At 59.4% G+C, this 19058-nt stretch carries 20 protein-coding genes and 3 pseudogenes; 15 read left to right on the top strand and 8 right to left on the bottom strand.

Annotated elements, in window-relative coordinates; genetic code table 11:
- Positions 1-103: 103 nt before the first annotated feature.
- Positions 104-517, bottom strand: a complete 414-nt coding sequence (locus AC13DJ_RS03780; RefSeq protein WP_482933326.1) for a cytochrome c — start codon at positions 515-517, stop codon at positions 104-106.
- A 148-nt stretch (positions 518-665) separates the two neighbouring features.
- Between AC13DJ_RS03780 and AC13DJ_RS03775 the strand changes: the two genes are divergently transcribed.
- Entirely contained in the window at positions 666-1091 is a 426-nt protein-coding gene (locus tag AC13DJ_RS03775; protein WP_022990615.1) for a hotdog fold thioesterase, read from the top strand.
- 27 nt (positions 1092-1118) lie between these two features.
- Here AC13DJ_RS03775 and AC13DJ_RS03770 read toward each other — a convergent pair whose 3' ends face one another.
- The gene (locus AC13DJ_RS03770) at positions 1119-2072 is read right to left on the bottom strand and encodes a sensor domain-containing diguanylate cyclase (RefSeq protein ID WP_094624454.1); all 954 of its coding nucleotides are present in this window, start codon (positions 2070-2072) and stop codon (positions 1119-1121) included.
- A 102-nt stretch (positions 2073-2174) separates the two neighbouring features.
- On the opposite strand from AC13DJ_RS03770, the gene AC13DJ_RS03765 reads away from it, so the two are divergent.
- The 3 genes from AC13DJ_RS03765 to AC13DJ_RS03755 are packed head-to-tail and all read left to right on the top strand — an operon-like array spanning position 2175 to position 3773.
- A complete protein-coding gene (locus AC13DJ_RS03765) occupies positions 2175-2639 on the top strand; it encodes a YchJ family protein (RefSeq protein WP_474540937.1) in 465 nt (154 codons plus the stop codon).
- 7 nt (positions 2640-2646) lie between these two features.
- Positions 2647-3543 carry an EamA family transporter RarD gene (rarD, locus tag AC13DJ_RS03760; protein WP_482933325.1) on the top strand — a complete coding sequence of 299 codons (897 nt, stop codon included), beginning with the start codon at positions 2647-2649 and terminating at the stop codon, positions 3541-3543.
- The gene (locus AC13DJ_RS03755) at positions 3540-3773 is read left to right on the top strand and encodes a DUF3565 domain-containing protein (protein ID WP_482933324.1); all 234 of its coding nucleotides are present in this window, start codon (positions 3540-3542) and stop codon (positions 3771-3773) included. The genes rarD and AC13DJ_RS03755 overlap by 4 nt, the downstream gene beginning before the upstream one ends.
- Here AC13DJ_RS03755 and AC13DJ_RS03750 read toward each other — a convergent pair.
- Complete coding sequence (locus tag AC13DJ_RS03750; protein WP_474540934.1) at positions 3770-4651, bottom strand: LysR family transcriptional regulator; 882 nt, start codon at positions 4649-4651, stop codon at positions 3770-3772. The genes AC13DJ_RS03755 and AC13DJ_RS03750 overlap by 4 nt on opposite strands.
- 93 nt (positions 4652-4744) lie before the next feature.
- On the opposite strand from AC13DJ_RS03750, the gene AC13DJ_RS03745 reads away from it, so the two are divergent.
- Positions 4745-5518 (top strand): cation diffusion facilitator family transporter, encoded by a 774-nt coding sequence (locus tag AC13DJ_RS03745; protein ID WP_482933323.1) that lies wholly within the window; start codon positions 4745-4747, stop codon positions 5516-5518.
- A 7-nt stretch (positions 5519-5525) separates the two neighbouring features.
- On the opposite strand, the gene AC13DJ_RS03740 is transcribed toward AC13DJ_RS03745, so the two are convergent.
- Positions 5526-6878 (bottom strand): CHAD domain-containing protein, encoded by a 1353-nt coding sequence (locus tag AC13DJ_RS03740; protein ID WP_482933322.1) that lies wholly within the window; start codon positions 6876-6878, stop codon positions 5526-5528.
- A 161-nt stretch (positions 6879-7039) separates the two neighbouring features.
- On the opposite strand from AC13DJ_RS03740, the gene AC13DJ_RS03735 reads away from it, so the two are divergent.
- The 10 genes and pseudogenes from AC13DJ_RS03735 to AC13DJ_RS03690 all read left to right on the top strand — a co-directional run bounded on the left by AC13DJ_RS03735 (position 7040) and on the right by AC13DJ_RS03690 (position 15069).
- Entirely contained in the window at positions 7040-8107 is a 1068-nt protein-coding gene (locus AC13DJ_RS03735; protein WP_173637060.1) for a TRAP transporter substrate-binding protein, read from the top strand.
- A gap of 118 nt (positions 8108-8225) precedes the next feature.
- Positions 8226-9347, top strand: a complete 1122-nt coding sequence (gene potA, locus AC13DJ_RS03730; protein ID WP_482933321.1) for a spermidine/putrescine ABC transporter ATP-binding protein PotA — start codon at positions 8226-8228, stop codon at positions 9345-9347.
- Positions 9340-10197: a spermidine/putrescine ABC transporter permease PotB gene (gene potB / locus AC13DJ_RS03725; protein WP_022990626.1), complete on the top strand. Its 858-nt coding sequence runs from the start codon at positions 9340-9342 to the stop codon at positions 10195-10197. Before potA ends, potB begins: the two co-directional genes overlap by 8 nt.
- On the top strand, positions 10194-10964 hold the full coding sequence (gene potC, locus AC13DJ_RS03720; protein ID WP_022990627.1) for a spermidine/putrescine ABC transporter permease PotC: 771 nt from the start codon (positions 10194-10196) through the stop codon (positions 10962-10964). Before potB ends, potC begins: the two co-directional genes overlap by 4 nt.
- The gene (locus tag AC13DJ_RS03715) at positions 10961-12001 is read left to right on the top strand and encodes an extracellular solute-binding protein (RefSeq protein ID WP_482933320.1); all 1041 of its coding nucleotides are present in this window, start codon (positions 10961-10963) and stop codon (positions 11999-12001) included. Before potC ends, AC13DJ_RS03715 begins: the two co-directional genes overlap by 4 nt.
- A 69-nt stretch (positions 12002-12070) precedes the next feature.
- Positions 12071-12292 (top strand): annotated as a pseudogene (locus AC13DJ_RS03710) (extracellular solute-binding protein); the annotation flags it as partial.
- A 5-nt stretch (positions 12293-12297) separates the two neighbouring features.
- Positions 12298-13154, top strand: a pseudogene (locus tag AC13DJ_RS03705) (ABC transporter ATP-binding protein).
- On the top strand, positions 13151-14011 hold the full coding sequence (locus AC13DJ_RS03700) for an ABC transporter permease (protein ID WP_022989609.1): 861 nt from the start codon (positions 13151-13153) through the stop codon (positions 14009-14011). The pseudogene AC13DJ_RS03705 and the gene AC13DJ_RS03700 overlap by 4 nt, the downstream one beginning before the upstream one ends.
- Positions 14012-14015: 4 nt before the next feature.
- Positions 14016-14870, top strand: coding sequence for an ABC transporter permease subunit (locus AC13DJ_RS03695; protein ID WP_476129327.1), 855 nt, complete (start codon positions 14016-14018; stop codon positions 14868-14870).
- Positions 14871-14913: 43 nt separating this feature from the next.
- The gene (locus AC13DJ_RS03690) at positions 14914-15069 is read left to right on the top strand and encodes a hypothetical protein (RefSeq protein ID WP_482933319.1); all 156 of its coding nucleotides are present in this window, start codon (positions 14914-14916) and stop codon (positions 15067-15069) included.
- A 3-nt stretch (positions 15070-15072) separates the two neighbouring features.
- Here AC13DJ_RS03690 and AC13DJ_RS03685 read toward each other — a convergent pair.
- From AC13DJ_RS03685 to AC13DJ_RS03670, 4 genes and pseudogenes are all read right to left on the bottom strand, one after another.
- Positions 15073-16486 (bottom strand): annotated as a pseudogene (locus AC13DJ_RS03685) (alanine/glycine:cation symporter family protein).
- Positions 16487-16623: 137 nt separating this feature from the next.
- Complete coding sequence (locus tag AC13DJ_RS03680; RefSeq protein ID WP_482933318.1) at positions 16624-17067, bottom strand: universal stress protein; 444 nt, start codon at positions 17065-17067, stop codon at positions 16624-16626.
- 32 nt (positions 17068-17099) lie between these two features.
- A complete protein-coding gene (locus AC13DJ_RS03675) occupies positions 17100-18386 on the bottom strand; it encodes a TRAP transporter large permease (protein ID WP_482933317.1) in 1287 nt (428 codons plus the stop codon).
- A 36-nt stretch (positions 18387-18422) separates the two neighbouring features.
- The gene (locus AC13DJ_RS03670; RefSeq protein WP_273131580.1) at positions 18423-19019 is read right to left on the bottom strand and encodes a TRAP transporter small permease; all 597 of its coding nucleotides are present in this window, start codon (positions 19017-19019) and stop codon (positions 18423-18425) included.
- Between the last annotated feature and the right edge of the window lie 39 nt (positions 19020-19058).

The following is a 19058-nucleotide window of genomic DNA, read 5'->3' as shown; positions in this document are numbered from 1 at the left end:
AGCCACTCGTTCAGGCTCGGGGGAAGAAGCAGTTCCTGGCCAGGCGAATACGGGCGGAAAGTGGTTCCCATCAGATTCTCCGGTGCTGAAGAATTTTTACGCATTATGCCAGAAGGTGTCTCCTGCCGCGCAGACTCCTAGCAGCAACTTCTTGCAGCTTGTTGGCTTCACGGCCGAAGTTCATGCCCACTTCACGGGCTTTTTCCGGCTGCTCGAAAAACTCAGGCTTCAGGCGGGTGTTCTCGGCTTTGTCCAGGGTGGAATCCGGGCTGTAGAGTGCGCCCATGCCGGAGTTGGCCACTGCGGCAATGGCATTGGCTGCGGCTTTCATCTGGTCGGCGTTGAACTCAACCTCGCCATCGACCGCCTGCGCCTTGATCTTGCCCATGTTCCAGGACATGAACTGGTAGGCTGCCTGGCGGGCTTCAATCTGGTCTTCAACACTCATCTGGGCGCTGGCCGGCATGGCGAAAGACAGCGCCAGAGCGGCGGCGGATACGAAACTTGTTTTCTTCATTTCAGGTCCCTCTCGTATGGTTTGCGTTTGGTCTGATTGGTCTTGCTGCAAAAATGCCTTATAAAGGTTTGGTTATGAGCACGCTACCTGTATAGACTCATTGCTGACAGTTATAAGAGCCTAAAGTTCAATCCGGAGAAATTCCACCATGGCAATATGGACAGTAACCCCCGATCTTGACCAGATGATGGCACACAGCCAGAAAACTGCCGTCAGTCACATGGGCATTGAATACCTTGAGGTCGGTGACGACTATGTGAAAGGCCGCATGCCGGTCGATGAACGCACGGTTCAGCCGTTTGGCATTCTGCATGGGGGCGCGTCGGTATTGCTGGCGGAAACGCTGGGCAGCATGGCGGCCAACTGTTGCCTGAAAGATAAGAACACCGTGGCCGTTGGCCTGGATATCAATGCCAACCACATCCGCCCGGTTACCGGCGGCTGGGTCTACGGAACCGCCCGTGCCCTGCATATCGGCAGTGCGACCCAGGTCTGGGAAATCCGGCTTGAGAACGAACAGGGCAAGGTAACCTGCATCTCGCGCCTGACCATGGCGGTTACCAAGCGGCCATAACGAGCGGCCGTATACCCGGAAGCGGGGTCAGTCCGAGCAGGTGTTGACCCGGCCCCGGCCCTGATCCTTGGATTGGTAGAGTGCCCGGTCGGCCCGGTGCATCAGGTCTTCCAGGGTCTGGTCGCCCACAATGAGGCGGGTAATGCCAAAGCTGGCGCTGGCGCGAATGGAACGACCTTTGTGCTGGATGACCAGCTCGTTGAGCATTTCAAGCATCCGCTCCGTCAGCTCGATGGCTTCACCCATCGTGGTGTCCGGCAGCAGTAGCGCGAACTCTTCGCCCCCCAACCTGGCGACAATGTCCGATTCCCGAACCCGGTTCTGCAGCAGTCGGGCGATCTGCCGGAGCGCTTCGTCGCCGGCATCGTGGCCATAGGTGTCGTTAACCTGCTTGAAGTAGTCCAGGTCCATCATCACCATGGTCAGCGGGCTGGCGTGGCGCTTGGCGTGGCGGAGCAATTGCCCGCCAAACTCGTAGAAGGCGCGGCGGTTGTGAAGGCCGGTCAGCTCGTCTTCCAGGGCTGCGGCCTGGGCTTGCTGGTGAGCCTCCTGGAGTTCCAGTTCCACCTGCTTGCGCCGGGTGATATCGGTGGCAATTTCCAGTCGCACCAGCCGGCCGTCTGTCCAGCGGATGGCTTGGTCACGGCACTGGTACCAGTGGTTATCCAGCTGGTTCTGGAATTCCCACACATGGGGCGGGTTGGGGGTGCCGTCTTCGGCCAGCAGCAGGTGATTGGTGCAGAAGCTGCAGGGGCCATCGCTGTCTTGCAGCACCTGCCAGCATTTTCGGCCCTCGATGTTGCCCCAGGTGCGCCGGCCGTAGGCGTTCATATACAGCAACTCGTGGGTCTGGAAGTCGGAAACGTAAACCAGGGCATCAAGGTTATCGAGTACAGCCTGAAGCCCGGCCGCCGGAGTGGTCCCGGAGGCAGGAAGGCCTGCATCGGCAGGCAGGTTGAGAGAGGGGATACCTGATTTCATTGCGTTGTTTTCGTTTGTACGGTTTCCTGTCATCACTGCAGTATGGCCTTTTTTTACACAGGTTGTCTGTACTGAAATTGATACCGATTGTGGTAATTAACTATGTCTGATTCTAATGGCGGCCAGATTTGCCCCTGTGGCAGTGGCGAGGTTTATTCGGCCTGTTGTGGTCGTTGGCATGCCGGTGCTCCCGTACCGTCGCCCGAGGCCCTGATGCGCTCCCGCTTCACAGCCTTTGTAACCGGAGACAGCAACTACCTGCTGGCTACCTGGCACCCGGACACCCGCCCGGAAAGCTTGTCACTGGACGGTTCTCCCGAGTGGACAGCTTTGCAGATCTTCAGTGCCGGTGAGCAGGGGGTGAAAGGTCAGGTTCATTTTCGGGCCATCTACCGGACAGGATCTGGTTGGGGGTACCTGGAAGAACACTCGGACTTCGTGAAAGAAGGCGGGCACTGGTTCTACGTGGCCGGTGAAACCAGCGAAGGCACCCTCAAGCCCGGCCGTAACGAGCCCTGCCCCTGTGGCAGCGGGCGAAAGTACAAATCCTGCTGCCTGAACGGATGAACCTGCTATGACCAATACAGCGCGGGAAACCGGCAAGGGTGTGGCCTATGGCCTGGCGGCCTACACCATGTGGGGCAGTTTTCCCCTGTACTTTGCCCTGTTTGAGGGTATTCCGGCCTGGGAGGTGCTCATCCACCGGGTGATCTGGTCGTGCCTGTTCCTGGCGGTCGTGATTTCCCTGCTTCGGCGCTGGCCGCCAGTCACCGCAGCCCTGAAACAGTCGAAAAATCTGGGCTTTGTGCTGGGCTGCTCGGTGTTTATTGCCGCTAACTGGGGTATCTATATCTACGCCGTGGAAACCCGCCATGTGCTGCAGGCCAGCCTGGGCTACTTTCTTACGCCCCTGGTGAACGTCGCCATGGGTTTGTTGATACTCGGTGAGCGTATTTCCCGCCTGCAGGTGGTGGCGGTTGTGATGGCCGGCGTTGCCATCCTGTACCAGTTCTTCCTGCTGGGCGAGCTGCCCTGGATAACCTTGGCGCTGGCCTTCAGCTTCGGTACCTATGGCCTGCTGCGCAAGAAGGTGGAGCTGGATGGGCTGTCCGGCCTGTTTGTGGAAACTCTGTTGCTGCTGCCTCTGGGGTTGCTGACGCTGGTCTGGTTGTCCTCGCAGAATCTTTCGCACTTTACCGATAGCACCTACAGCACGTTATTACTGCTCTCCAGCGGTGCAGTCACCGCCATTCCCCTGCTGGCCTTCGCAGGTGCGGCGCGCAGGCTGAAGCTCTCCACCGTGGGTTTTCTTATGTACATCAACCCCACTATCCAGTTCCTGATCGCGCTTTATATCTTCCATGAACCACTGAGCACCGCAAAGTTACTGAGTTTTGTGATGATCTGGGTAGCGCTGGCGCTTTACTCGTGGTCTGCCTGGGTGGGGCGGGAAAGGAAGGGCCTGACATGAAACAGCCCATCACCGGCTATCACAAAGACGATGAAAACCACTGGGTGGCGCAACTGGCCTGCGGGCATAATCAGCATGTGCGCCATGATCCGCCCTGGGTGAACCGGCCCTGGGTTACTGCCGTGGAAGGACGTCGGTCGATGTTAGGCTTCGAGCTGGATTGTAAGAAATGCGACGACGGCGCGCCGACGGATGATCGTCCGGAGCTGCCTGAAGGCCCTCAAGCCTAGGCCTGGGTTTCGAGGTAGGCTTCCAGTTCGTTGGCCAGCCAGCCCACCACGGCGCCGCCCTGCGCCTGTTCCGATTCCAGTGCACTGAACACCTTCCACCAGCGGGCGCTGCGGTGGTGGATGGTTTTCAGCTGTTCCTTTCTTAACGCCTCTGCAATCAACGGTAACGGCAAGTCGGCCCAGCCGGCGCCGTCCATCACCGCGTCCCGGATCAGTTCGTACTGGGTGAAGGCCAGGTAATTGGCGGTTTCCGGGGATTCCGCCACCAGCAGCGAATCCTGCATGTAGGCCAGGGTGATTTCCGTATGGCTGATCAGGTCGTCCTGGGTAACGCGTTTCAGCTGGCTGAGGGGATGGTCGGGCGCGGCCACGGTGAGCATGCGCACATCTGCCAGTTCCCGGAACCATTGATAACCTTCATTGAGCAGCTCCGGCATCAGGCCGTAGGCCACATCTACGGACTGATTGCGCACCAGGGGTGGCAGCTCCCGGGGAGACGCCAGGTACACCGAGAGGCTGGTCTGGGGGAAGCGCTGTTTCAGCCGGCGCAGGATATCCCGCCAGATGTCCTCTGGAATGGAGTCGTCCCGGGCAATGCGCAGTACCGATTCCGCCCCGCTCAGGTGATGCTGGCAGCGGGCCAGTATCTGGCCGGCCACCTGGTCGAAACGCCGGCAGTCGGTAAGGATGGACTGGCCGATGGCGGTCAGGTGCAGCTGGTTACCACTGCGTTCGAACAGCTCCACGCCCAGCTCATCTTCCAGCGAGGCCAGCACGGTGCTGACCGTGGTGCGGCTGCGGTTCAGCTCCCGGGCAGCGGCGGCTACGCTGCCGTTGCGCACCACGGAAAGGAAGGTTTTGATCTGGGAGGTTTTCATGGGCTTACCTATGCGACGGATTTTCCGTCGCTCAGCGACTCACGCCTTTTGAATGATGCCGATAATATGGCCGGCAATTCTCAGGAGGTCAAAATGTTTACTTCTCTGGCGCGGGAAAATCTGGCGCTGACGTTATCTGCCGTGGGTGCGGGCCTGTTTGCCCTCGCCGGCATTACCTGGGGCCTTTGGGTCGATTCCCTGGTTATTCTCTTTGACGGTGCTTATTCCCTGATCAGTCTGGGTCTGTCGCTGCTGTCACTCTATGCCGCCCGCCTGGTGCGCCGGCCCGCCAATGAAGACTATCCGTTCGGAATGGGTGCGGTGGAGCCGCTGGTGATTGCCGTGAAAGGCCTGGTGATCGGGTTGGTGTGCGTGCTGTCACTGGCCTCTGCCGTGGTGTCGCTGCTCCAGGGTGGCCGGGCCGTTGCTGCGGATATGGCGATGATTTTTGGTGCAGTGAACGTGGTGGGCTGCCTGGCGGTGTGGGTTTACCTGCGCTGGTCGAGTTTCCGTAATGATTCCGGGCTGGTGAAAGCCGAACAACGCCAGTGGCTGATGGACAGCGCTCTGAGTGCCGCCGTCATGATCGGCTTTGCGGCTGCCTGGATGCTTGAGCGCAGCCAGTGGTCAGAACTGGCGGTGTATGCCGACCCGGTGATGATGCTGGTGATCTCGGTTTACTTTATGACCGTGCCGGTGAAGATGGTCCTGGAATCGGTTCGGGAACTGCTGCTGGCGGCACCCCGGAACGAAGCCCTGGACGACATCCATGAGACCCTGGAAGACCTGGGCCTGAACCCGGAGCAGGTCAAGGTGGTCAAGCTGGGCCCCAACCTGTTGCTTGAAGCCCGCATGGTGCGTATCTGATTCCAGCTCAGCCCAGGCCGAGCCCGCCCATAGCCAGAATCTGGCGGCGGGTGTCGGCTTTTTCCTGCCCGATCAAGTCAATGATCCCGGCAACCGCCTCCGGCAGGGTTTCCGGGGCCTCTTTCCGGAACTGTTCCAGCAGTTCCAGCTGTATGTGCAGGTCCTGGAAACGGCCGTAAAGGTCTTGCCGCTTTCTGAGGGTTTTCAGGTCCTGCTTTCTCGCCCCCGGGTCCAGCTCCATTAAATAGCGTATACGTTTGAGTTGCTTGCGCAGCTTGTGGAAATCTTCATCCGGAGCGGTGTGCAGTAGTTCTGCCGTCCCCTGGTTGAAACTGCGCAGCCGTTTCAGAACGGCCTTGCGGATGTCTCCGGCACTGAGGCCGGACACCAGTTTACGGAACTTGCCGGAGTCTATTTCGCTTTCCCAGCTGTGCAGGCTGTTGCGGTAGCGGACGCTGCCGAGGCGTTTGGCCAGGCGTTTCTGGTGGCTGGCGGCCTTGCCTCCGGCCCAGGTTTCCAGTGCCGCACGTAACTCCGGGGTATCCGGACACAGCGCAGGCAAGTCCGCCAGGAATACGTGCAGGTCCCGCAGCCGGCCGGTTGCCCGGGCATGCCGCTTGAGTTGGGCAACGGCCGGGCGCAGTCGGGTGGTGCCGCTTACTTCAGCAATGGCTTCGGCCAGGGCCCGGCTGCGGCGCAGGGCAATGCGGTACTGGTGCAGGAATTCGTCATCCAGCCCGAGTATCACGCCCGGCTCCAGTTGTTTCAGGCGCTCAGCCTGAAGCTGCAGGGTAGCCGGAAGGTCGGTAATGGCGCCTGGCGCTGGTCGCTTTATCGGGTTCCGGTGTTTGCGTTCGAATTCCCGGTAACTGTAATTTCTGGGTGTGAGGAAGTGTTCCAGTGTGCCGGAGTTTTTGTCGAGCTTGCGCCAGTGCTTACCCGGCAGGCGTATGTGCAGGAAGCTGGCGGTGGGCAGGGCCATCGGCGCGTGCTTTGCCAGCCAGTCGGCCAGCTCCTGCAGCGCCGGGTTATGGCCGATAATAACGACCCTTTCGATCCCGTCATCCTGCTTTTTCAGCCACTCCAGAAGGCGCTTGAAATCGAAAGTATAGAGGGCCGGGTCTATATGAAACCGTTCTGGGGGGAAGTCCGCCGGTAGAATACCCCGGGTGGTTTGCCGGGCCCTGGTTGCATCACAGGCAAAGACGTCGCTCGACTGGAACACTGCCAGCCGCTGAAGGGCCTTGCCCAGAGGCTGCAGCTGCTGCTCGCCCCGGTTGTTCAGCGGGCGATCCCGGTCGGCCAGGCCTTCATCGGCCCAGCTGGATTTGGCGTGGCGGATAAGAAACAGGTGCTTCATGGTGCTCGTCCTGATTGTGCACTCGGTCAGCGGCCAGTGTGGCACAGCTGCAAGTCGTTTACATGACGGCGCCGGATTGGCGTTGGGGGCTGCCGCAGGTATCATGTTTTACCGTTCCCTGAACAGTTCAGACCAACAACACAATAACGGAAGCCAACACCATGCACATCCGTAAAACACTCCTGGCGGCAACAGCGGTTGCTGTGGCGGCCTTCAGTTCGTCGGCCCTGGCCGAGAAATATACCCTGCGCCTGGCTGAAACCTGGGGCCCGAATTCCCCCATTCTGGGCGAGACCACCAAGCACTTTGAAGACATGGTGGAGAAGATGTCTGCCGGCCGGATTGATGTTCGCATTGATTCTGCCAACAAGCACAAGGCGCCTTTCGGCATCTTCGACATGGTGCGTAACGGCCAGTACGACATGGGCCACACCGCCTCTTATTACTACAAGGGCTCCATCCCCAACGCCATGTACTTCACTACTGTGCCGTTCGGTATGCTGGCTCCCGAACAGTACGCCTGGTTCTACTACGGTGGCGGCATGGAGCTGATGCAGAAAGTGTATGAGCCCTTTGGCCTGCTGTCGTTCCCGGGTGGTAACACCGGTAACCAGATGGGCGGCTGGTTCAACAAGGAAATCAATTCCCTGGAAGACCTCAAGGGCCTGAAAATGCGTACCCCGGGCTTTGCCGGCGAGGTGATGGCAGAACTGGGTGTGTCGGTGACCAACCTGCCGCCGGGTGAGCTCTACACGGCACTGGATCGCGGCACCATTGATGCGCTGGAGTGGGTAGCACCGGCCCTGGACTTCCCCATGGGCTTCCACCAGATTGCCAAGTACTACTACTCCGGTTGGCAGGAGCCGGGCGCGGAAGTGCAGTTCCTGGTTAACCAGAAAACCTGGAACAAACTGCCGGAAGACCTGCAGGAAATCCTGCGGGTAGCCATGCGTACCGCTGCCTATGATATGTATGCCAAGAGCACCAACGACAGCGCCGATGCATGGAACCGCATGCAGAAAGACTATCCGGAGGTCACCCACAAGGTGTTCCCGCCGGAAGTGATTGAAGCCCTGCGCGAGACCACTCACCGGTTGCTCGAAGAGGAAGCCGAGAAGGATCCGCTGGCCCGGGAAATCATCACGTCTATCCGTGAATACCTGGCGGGTGTGCGCAAGTGGACTAACATTTCCGACAAGGCTTACCTGAACAGCGTGGCTGATCAGTAAGTATCCGTTTCAGCAGGCTGGAACAAAAAAGGCGTGAGGGTAATCCGAAACCCTCGCGCCTCTTTCTGTTCGGGGCTGTTTCTGGAAAAATACGCCGCTCAAACCTTGGGCAGGGCCGATGAAACAGACACTGCTATCTCTGAGCAATCTCACCAAGCAATTTGACGGTAAAACAGTACTGGATTCGCTGGATCTCGAGATCTTCGATGGCGAGTTCATTACCTTGTTAGGGCCGTCCGGTTGCGGAAAAACCACCCTGCTGCGGATGATGGCGGGTTTCGAGCACCCGGATGAAGGGTCCATCACCCTTGGCGGGCAGGATTTGACCCACACCCCGCCGGAGCACCGTCCGCTGAACACGGTGTTCCAGAACTACGCGCTGTTCCCCCATATGTCGGTGTTCGACAACGTGGCCTATGGCCTGAAAATGGAGAAACGGCCAAAAGAGGAAATCCAGCAGCGGGCAGAAGAAGCCCTGGCCATGGTGCAGCTGGAAGATTTTGCCAGGCGTAAACCGCATCAGCTTTCGGGCGGCCAGCAGCAGCGGGTTGCGATTGCCCGGGCGGTGGTAAAGCGGCCGAAAATGTTGCTGCTGGACGAGCCGTTGTCGGCGCTGGACTATAAGCTGCGCCGAACCATGCAGGTGGAGCTCAAGCGGCTGCAGCGGGAGCTGGGCATTACCTTTGTGTTTGTGACTCACGACCAGGAAGAAGCGCTGTCGATGTCCGACCGGGTGGTGGTGTTGAAAGACGGCCTGATCCAGCAACTGGGGACGCCGCGCGAAGTCTACGAGCGCCCGGCCAACCTGTTTACTGCCCGTTTTGTGGGCGAAACCAATTTCTTCCCGGGCCGGGTAGACAAAGCCAACGGCGACGAGACCATCACCGTGGATGTGTTCGGCCTGAAGCGCACCTTCCGCAAACCTGACTTCCCGGTTACAGAAGGGCAGGGCCTGCACGTGTTGCTGCGCCCCGAAGATATCCGGGTACTGGCGCCGGACGATGAAGACGGCGTGGCCGGCAAGGTGGTGGAGCGTAACTACAAGGGCAGTACCCTGGATTCGGTCATCCACCTGAGCGATGGCACCGAAGTGCTGGCCTCGGAATTCTTTGATGAAGACGACCCCACCTTTGACTACCGGCTGGGTGAGCCGGTAAAAGTCAGCTGGGTTGACGGCTGGGAATGGCTTCTGCCGGAAGAACACACTGATATTACTGAAGAAGAGCCGATTGATGGGTAGCGTCAGGCAGCAGCCGTTCCGTGCGGCGGTGCTGGTGCTGGTGTGGGGCTGGCTGCTGTTCCTGGTGTTCACCCCCAACCTGCTGGTGGTGGGTGCCAGTGTGATGACCCGGGACCCGGGCTCATTCATATCGCTGCCCCTGAACCTGGATGCCTACCGGCAGTTGCTGAACCCCCTGTACCTGGATGTGTTCCTGCATTCCCTGTACATGGCCGCCATGACCACGCTGATCTGCCTGTTGATTGGCTATCCCTTTGCCTGGGCGTTGTCGAAGGTGCCCAAACAGCGCCAGGTGTTACTGATCTTCCTGCTGATTGTGCCCTTCTGGACCAATTCGCTGGTGCGTACCTACGCCCTGAAATTGCTGCTGGCCACCAACGGCTTGCTCAATAACGCCCTGATGTCCCTTGGCCTGATTGAAGAACCCCTGAAGATGCTCTACACCGAGGGTGCGGTAATTGTCGGGCTGGTGTACCTGCTGCTGCCGTTCATGATCCTGCCGCTGTACGCGGTGTTTGATGATCTGCGGGAAGACTATTTACGGGCCTCCCACGATCTGGGCGCCGGACGGCTGTCTACCTTCATCCACGTAATTGTGCCGCTGACCCTGCCCGGGGTGCTGGCAGGCGTAATGCTGGTGCTGTTGCCGGCCATGGGGCTGTTCTTCGTGCCGGATATCCTGGGGGGCTCCCGCAACCTGCTGGTAGGTAATGTGATCAAGAACCAGTTCCTGGACGCCCGCAACTGGCCCTTCGGTGCGGCCGCCAGCATTGTGCTGACCCTGGCCATGGCGTTCCTCATGTTCGCCCACCGGCTGAGTAAACGGCGGATCGGGGAGGATGGCGTATGAACCGCTGGTTGCCCCGCACCTACCTGACCCTGGTGTACCTGCTGCTGTACGTGCCCATCGTGGTGCTGGTGGTGTTCTCGTTCAACGAATCCCGCACCGGCTACGAGTGGGGTGGCCTGAGCCTGCGCTGGTATGAGGCCCTGTTCAACAACCGGGCCATGGTGCAGGCCATGTGGAATTCCCTGTGGCTGGCGCTGTCTGCGGCTACCGTGTCTACCCTGATTGGTGCGCTCACCGCCCTGGCCCTGCACCGCTACCGGTTCCGGGGCAAGAAAGTGCTCAATGGCATGTTGTTTATCGTGATGATGTCGCCGGAGATTGTGCTGGCCATCTCCCTGCTGGCCCTGTTCCTGCTGGTGGGGCTGCAGCTGGGTTATGTGTCCCTGCTATTGGCCCACGTAACCTTCTGCCTGCCGTTTGTGGTGATTACCGTGATGGCGCGCCTGAGCGGCTTTGACGAGCGCCTGCCGGAAGCAGCGCGGGACCTGGGTGCCTCCGATTTCACCATGACCCGCACCGTACTGATCCCGGTGATCATGCCGGCATTACTGGCAGGCTGGCTGCTGGGGTTTACACTGTCACTGGATGATGTGGTGGTCAGCACCTTTGTCAGTGGTCCGAGTTACGAAATTCTGCCTTTGCGCATCTATTCCATGGTGCGGGTAGGCCTGAAACCCGAGGTGAACGCCCTGGGCACACTGTTGCTGGTGTTTTCACTGGTCATGTTGATCTTGTCTCAATGGATCCTGTTAAGGAGCAAACGATGAAGAAACTGGCACTGGCCGGCGTGCTGGCAATGGGCCTGGCGGGCTGCAGTGGTTCCGAGGAGCCGCAGGTACTGAACCTGTACAACTGGTCCGAGTACATGCCCCAGGAAGTTCTGGACCGCTTCACCGAGGAAACCGGTATCCAGGTGGTGTACACCACCTACGACAGCAATGAAGCCATGTACGCCCGGCTGAAGCTGCTGGACGAGAGCGCCGCCTATGACCTGGCCGTGCCGTCTACCTACTACGTGAGCAAGATGCGCCAGGAAGACCTGCTGATGCCCATCGATCGCAGCAAGATCGAAGGCTTTGACCAGCTCGACCCGGAACTGGTGAACCTGGATATCGACCCGGACAACCAGTACAGCGTGCCTTACCTGTGGGGCACCACCGGCATTGCCGTGGACACTGCCGATGTGGAAGGCGAAGTGACCGCCTGGGCAGACCTTTGGGATGAGCGCTTTGAAGGTCGGGTGATGCTGACCAACGACATGCGTGAAGTGTTTCACGTAGGCCTGCGGGTGCTGGGTTACTCCGGTAACAGCACCGATCCCAAGGAAATTGAGGAAGCCTACGAGAAGCTGACTGAACTGATCCCGTCTGTACGCACCTTCAACTCGGATGCCCCGCGCATGCCGTACCTGGAAGGTGAAACCGACGTGGGCATGATCTGGAACGGTGAAGCCGTGATGGGTCGTGACACCCTGGAGTCCCTGGAATACGTGTATCCGGAAGAAGGCATCATCGCCTGGCTGGACAGCTTCGTAATTCCGAAGAACGCCAAGAACCCGGAAGCGGCCCACAAGTTCATCAGCTTTGTGCTGAAGCCGGAAATCTCTGCCCTGATCAGTGAAGAGATCGGCTACGCCACCCCGAACCTGGATGCCCGGGAACTGCTGGATGACTCTGTGGCGAATGACCGCGCCAGCTACCCGAACGCCACTGACATGATCAATGCCGAGTTCCAGACCGACATTGGTGACGAGGCGCTTCAGGTGTACGCCAAGTACTGGGAAATGCTGAAGTCCGGTCAGTAAGCGGTAAGGCATTCCGAACCCGGAAAACGGAGGCCCTGGCCTCCGTTTTTGTATCCGGGTTTCACAAAATTCGTGATGCAGCCGGAGATTGCGGCGAAAATTACCAATGCGTCCGGAAACTTCACCGCCTCCAAAGGCGCCGACGAGTTTGTGAAAGCCGAGCTGCGGGATGCCTATCGCCTGAGCTTTGATGACGAAGCCATCAACAACATCAAATGGTATCCGCCGGTACCGCCGGGGCTGGAAGCCATGGAAGGCCAGGTGCTGGATCGCGTCCAGGCTGCCAACTGATCCCTATGGCAACAGAGTCTGACCTGTCCTGTAACGGGCTGATCCGCCGCTTTGGCAAAACTGCAGCGGTGGATCGCATCTCGCTGGATGTGCCGGCCGGCACCTTCTTCTCCATTCTGGGGCCTTCCGGCTGCGGCAAGACCACCCTGCTGCGGTTGTTGGCAGGCTTCGACAAGCCGGATGAGGGCGATATCTTCATCCGTGGCCAGCGCATGAATGATGTGCCGCCCAACAAGCGCCCGGTGAACATGGTGTTCCAGCACCTGGCGCTGTTCCCCACCATGACCGTCGGCGATAACATCGGCTATGGCCTGAAACGCCGAAAGGTGCCCGTGGCCGAGCGCCGCAAGCGCATTGCCCGGGTGCTGGAGCAGGTGGGCCTGCCCGGGCTGGAGCACCGTAACCCGCAGGAACTCTCCGGCGGCCAGCGCCAGAGGGTGGCTTTGGCCCGTTGCCTGGTGCTGGAGCCCACCCTGCTGTTGCTGGATGAGCCGCTTGGTGCGCTGGACCTGAAGTTACGGGAACAGATGAAGGTGGAGCTGAAGCACCTGCAGAAGCAGTTCGGCACCGGGTTGCCGCCAACGGGCTGTCTAACGGTGACCGGGCCGAGCTGTATGTGCGCCCGGAATCCCTGATGTTCACCGGTGAGGCCCTGAAAGACGGTTTCAGTGCCATGCAGGCGAAGGTACTGACCACCCTGTTTGACGGTGCCAACAGCCGGGTTGAGGCAGAAAACGGCGGCCAGCCGGTGTTTGCCCGCCTGCCGCAGGACGGCACGGCACCGCGCCTGACCACTGGCGCGGAGATCCGCCTGGCCTGGGATCCGAAACTGGCGCGGGTCTACGGAGCCGGTCAGTCGTGAATGCCTCTGCCAGCCGTTTGTCCCTCTGGTTACTGTTAACGCCGTTTCTGCTCTGGATTGTGTTGCTGGTTCTGGTGCCGCACCTGCAGATGCTGCGGGTGTCGTTTCAGGTGCGGGAAAGCTGGGATACCCTGGCCTGGGGGCTGGAGCAGTATCAGAATTTCTTCAGCGAATCCTATTACTGGCGAACCTTTGTGCGTACCGGGGTGATGTCGCTGTTCACCACCTTCCTGACCCTGCTGATTGCCTTCCCCATTGCCTGGTACATTGCCCGCCTGGCCCGGGGCCGGAGCAAAGGCATCCTGTTCCTGGCTTGCCTGATCCCGTTCTGGGCCAGTGAGTTAGTACGTACTTACGGCTGGATGATCCTGCTGCGGGAAAGCGGCCTGTTCAGCTCCTGGCTGCAGGCGCTGGGGTGGGTCGACGGCCCGGTGGAGATGCTTTACAACGATGTGGCGGTGATCATCGGCCTGGTCTACAACGGCCTGTTGTTTATGGTGGTGCCACTGGTCACCACACTGGATGGTATGGACGAGAACCTGGTGGAAGCCGGTTACGACCTGGGCGGCGGCCACGCCACCGTGCTGCGGGAAGTGGTCATTCCCTGGGCCATGCCGGGCATTGTTTCCGGCTGTATCGTGGTGTTCATGCTCACCCTCGGCAGTTACCTGACACCGATACTGATGGGCGGCAAGGACAGCGCCTGGTTTACCGAGCAGATTTTCACCCAGTTTATTACCCGCTTTAACTGGGAGCAGGGTGCCGCACTGGGGGTCTTGCTGCTGGTGTTGTCATCACTGATGGTGTGGCTTGGCCTGAAACTGACCGGCCAGTCACTGCGCAAGGTGATGGGGTGATGCCATGATCCGTTCCGTGCCCCGGTCCCGGTTGTTTGATGCCCTCTACCTGGGCTACCTGGTGGCGTTCTTTGTGTACCTGGCCCTGCCGCTGCTGGTAACGGCCGTGTTTGCTTTCAACGACTCACCCTTTCCGTCATTACCCTGGCAGGGCTTCACCCTGGACTGGTACCTGGCCGATGGCAGTGAGGGGCGTACCGGGCTGTTCCACGATGACAGTCTGCTCGGCGCTCTCTGGGTTAGCACCAAGATCGCGTTCTGGGTCACCCTGGCCAGTGTGGCGCTGGGTTGCGTGAATGCGGTGCTGTTCGAGCGCTTGCAGTTCCGGGGTAAGGAATTCCTGTATCTGTTAATGCTGTTGCCGCTGGTGATTCCCGGGGTCATTCTGGGCGTATCCATCCTGGTGTTCTACAGTGGCACCGCCAATGAAGTGTCGCGGCTTTGGGGTATCGAACTGGATGTGTTCCGGCCCGGTTTGCCCCTGGTGGTGATGGGCCAGGTGACCTTTATCACCACACTGGCTACCCTGGTGATCGGCGCCCGGTTGCGCAAGTTTGACCGGCAACTGGAGGAAGCCGCCCTGAACCTGGGGGCAACGCCGCTGGTGGCCTGGTTTACCGTTACCTTGCCCTGGTTGCTGCCGTCCATTCTGGGCGCGGCCGCCATGGCGTTCCTGATGTCCTTCGAAAACTTCAACACTACCGTGATGCTCACGGGCAGCGATACGCCGCTCACCGTGGCGCTGTTCAATCGCCTGCGGGAAGGTTCGACACCGGTTCTCAATGCGGTGGCGCTGTTCCTGATGGTGGTGTCTGCCCTGCTGGCCCTGTTTACCCTGCGACAAAAAGGCTCAGGCTAAGCGGGTCTTTTCTAATTACACCGATATCGGGCTGTGGGGCGAGGTGGCCATACTCGACCACCCGGATCTGGTGCTGCACCTGGCCAGTCGCTCGGCGAAGAGCCTGGTAATTGCCACCATTTGCGGACTGATTGCCGAACGGGCCCTGTACCGGGCTAAACATGCCGGCCGCAACCGGGTGGCTGCGGCCGAAGCATGAAGGTCAGTGCCAGATATTGCTGTCGATTTTCTCGTGCAGCTCCGGGTAATCCTTGGATTTGAAGTGAGGCACCAGGCCTTCCTTGCGTTGGGCCAGGTAGTCCTTGGTGAGTTTCACCACGGTGCCGGACAGCAGCACGATGGCAATCAGGTTGATGGTCGCCATCAGGCCCATGGAGGCATCGGCTGCGTTGAATACCGTCACTACCGCTTCGTATCCGCCCCAGACCACCATGCCCAGCGCTGCCAGGCGCAGAATAGTCAGGCCCAGTGTATTGCCGCCCTTCAGGTACACCAGCGCGTTCTCGGCGTAGGTGTAGTTGGCCACAATAGAGGTAAAGGCAAAGAACAGGATGGCGATGGCAATGAAGTAACCGCCGAAATCACCCAGGTGAACTTCCATGGCCTGCTGGGTAAGCTGGGTGCCGGTTACGCCGGAACCCGGCTCCAGAACGCCGGCCAGCAGGATCATCACGGCAGTGGCGGTACACACTGATAATGGTGTCGATAAACACGCCGAAGGCCTGTACCAGCCCCTGTGAGGACGGGTGGTGCGGAGCAGGTGTGGCCGTGGCGGCGATATTCGGGGCAGAACCCATGCCTGCCTCGTTGGAGAACAAGCCGCGCTTGATGCCGTTGAGCATGGCCGCGGTGATGGAACCGGCCGCGCCACCGGCGGCTTCTTCAAGGCCGAATGCGCTCTTGACGATCATCGCCAGGATGCCCGGCACTTCGGTGATGTTCATGGCCATCACAATCAGCGCCAACAGCACGTAGGCACCGGCCATGAACGGCACCACAAATTCCGCGAAGCGTACAATCTTGCGCAGGCCGCCGAAAATCACGATGCCGGCAAAGAACGCGATCGCAATACCCACGCCCAGTTTAGGTGTGCCGAAGGCACCTTCCATGGCATCGGCAATGGAGTTGGCCTGTACTGCGTTGAACACCAGGCCGAAGGAAATGATCAGGCACACTGCAAAGATAGCGGCGGCCCAGGGCGCCTTCAGGCCCTTGGCAATGTAGACCGCCGGGCCGCCCCGGTACTGGCCTTTGCCGTCACGCACCTTGTACAGCTGCGCCAGGGTGCTTTCGGCATAGCCGGTGGCCATGCCTACCAGCGCTACCATCCACATCCAGAAAATGGCACCGGCGCCACCCAGGTAAAGGGCGACCGCCACGCCGGCCAGGTTACCGGTACCGACCCGCGACGCGAGGCTGGTACACAGGGCCTGGAACGGCGAAATACCGTGTACATCGCTCTCGCGGGAGCCGCGGATGGCACGGACCATTTCGCCAAAGTTGATGAACTGCAGAAAACCCAGGCGAATGGTAAAGAAAACACCCACGGCCAGCAGGCCGTATACGAGGACATAGCCCCAGAGAATCGAATTAAGAAAATCGACAATTGCAGTCATGGAGTGACGCCTTGTGATTTGTGGATGAAAGTTAACGAAGTCGCGGGGAAGTCTAGCACGGTGAAATTACAGGCAGACTACGGAAATCCTTGATTGCCGGGCTGCTGGGGATGTGCAGCCCGGCCTGAGTGGTGGCCTCAGACCACCAGTACCGGGCACTTGGCCTGGGAGGCCACCCGGTGGGACACACTGCCCAGGAACATGCCGTCTTTGTCGCTGTTGGTGCCCTTGGTGCCGACCACGATCAGGTCTGCTTCCTTTTCCTGGGCAAACTTCACAATCACCTTGGACGGCCGGCCCGCTTTCACGAAACCGCGCACCTTGGTCGCCCCATGCTCCTTGGCAAACTCCTTGGCATGGTTTACCACCTCCTTGGCGTAGTCCGACAGCACCTTGTCCGGAATGTCCATGTCATCCGGACGGCCAATCGACAGCGAGGCTTCGAACAGGCTGTGGTGCTTGTATACGCAGATGATGAAAATCTCGGCATCCGGTATCAGCTTTTGCAGTTCGATGGCTTTATCCAGTGCCTTCAGCGAGGTTTTGGAGCCATCCACCGCGGCCAGTATTCGTTTGAACATATGGGTCTCCTGTCAGTAGCCGGTTGCCCGGCTCAATCTCGGTAAGCCATGTCCCGCAGGAACAGCGCAATATCCGGGAAGGCAATGATCAGGCCGGCTGCAGCCACCAGCATGAAAATGAACGGCGGTGTGCCTTTGATCACTTCCAGGTAGGGCCGCTTGAAAATCGCAATGGCGGTGAAAATATCGCAGCCAAACGGTGGTGTGGCAGAGCCGATTGCCACCTGCAGGGTAATCAGTACACCCACCAGCACCGGGTCCAGCCCGGTGGCCTGGATAGCCGGGGCGAAGATTGGCGTGAGTACCAGGATCACCACAATCGGGTCTACAAACATGCAGGCAATGAAGAAGGCCACACAGATGGCAATCAACACACCGACCGGGCCGGCATCATTCACACCTACTGCTTCAAGAATGCTTTGCGGAATCTGGGCGAAGGAGATAATCCAGGAGAAGCCGTTACCCACGGCCACCAGGATAAACACCACGGCGGTGATCAGGCCGGTGGACTTGGCAATCCGGTAGACATCGGTGAGCTTGAGCGACCGGAAAATCACAAACTCCAGCAGGAAGGCGTAGAGCACGCACACAGCAGCCGCCTCTGTCGGGCTGAAGATACCGCCATAAATACCGCCGACGATGATCACCGGGAACATCAGCGGCCATAACGCGTCGCGGACCGACAGGGCTCGTTCTTTCCAGGAGGCTTTGGGCTCGGTGGGCACGTTGTTCTTGTAGGCGTAGAACAGGCAGTACAGCGAGAACATGAACAGGATCAGCAGGCCCGGGCCTATGCCGGCAATAAACAGCTCGGCAATGGAAGTCTCGGAGATAACCCCGTAGATGATCATGCCGATACTGGGCGGGATCAGGAAGGCGATATCACTGGCGTTGATGATCAGCGCCAGGGTGAAGGGATCGGAATAACCGGCTTTCAGCATCTTGGGGCGCAGGGGCGAGCCTACCGCCACTACCGTTGCCTGGGTTGAGCCGGAAACTGCACCGAACAGGGTGCAGGAGGTGGCGGTACTGATCGCCAGGCCGCCTTTTACATGGCCGATGAACGACATGACCATGTTGATCAGCCGGTCGGCTGACTGGCCCCGGGTCATGATATCGGCGGCCAGGATAAACATGGGCACCGCAATCAACGACGCCGGCCGGATGCCACCCATCATCTGCTGGACGAATGTGCCCATCTGGCCGAAGCCGTCAAACATCATTACAAAGCCGAACACCGCAGCGGTGATCAGCGGGATCATCATCGGGAAGCCCAGAAGCAGCAGCCCGATCATGATAATCATCATCATAGTTGCCATGGTGTGAATATCCTTAGTGGTTCGGGTTCATGCGCTTCAGACTTCGGTTTCTGTATCGGCGTAACCATCCACCACACCCGTCGACAGATAAACGTCTTTGCTGGTGAGGTTTTTGATGGCGGTCAGGAAATACTGGATGCCGGTGATGGCAAAACCGACCGGTGCCCAGACGTAGATCCACCAGATGGGCAGGCCCAGCGCCGGCAGGATGCGACCACGGCCGTACAGGGTTTCGATGTAGCCGTAGGAGTGGTAGCACAGGAAGAACATCACCACGGAGGTGAACAGGGCAATAAAAACCATCAGAACCTTGCGGCCCTTGGCGGGAAAGGCATCGTAAACGGCAGACATCCGGATGTGGCGGCCATGGCGGGCAGCGTAGCCGATGCCGGCAAAAGTAATCAGGATAATCAGGATCCGGTTGATCTCGCCGGAGAAAAACAGGCCTTCTCCGAACACAAACCGGGCAATCACGTTAACGCAGGTGTTGACCGCCATAAGGATGACACCGCCGGCCAGCATGACGGCTTCAATCCTGGCAATCCATTCATCAATAGTGCCCAGAAACCCGGGCAAACCGGATGCATAGGCACCGGTATCGTCTTCCACAGCCTCCTGAGGACGCTCAGACATGGATGGGGTACTCCGAAACAGGTCGCTCCCGGCCGGCAA

It is taken from the genome of Marinobacter sp. L-46 (assembly GCF_056859535.1).
This window is presented reverse-complemented; position numbering and strand designations above follow the sequence as displayed.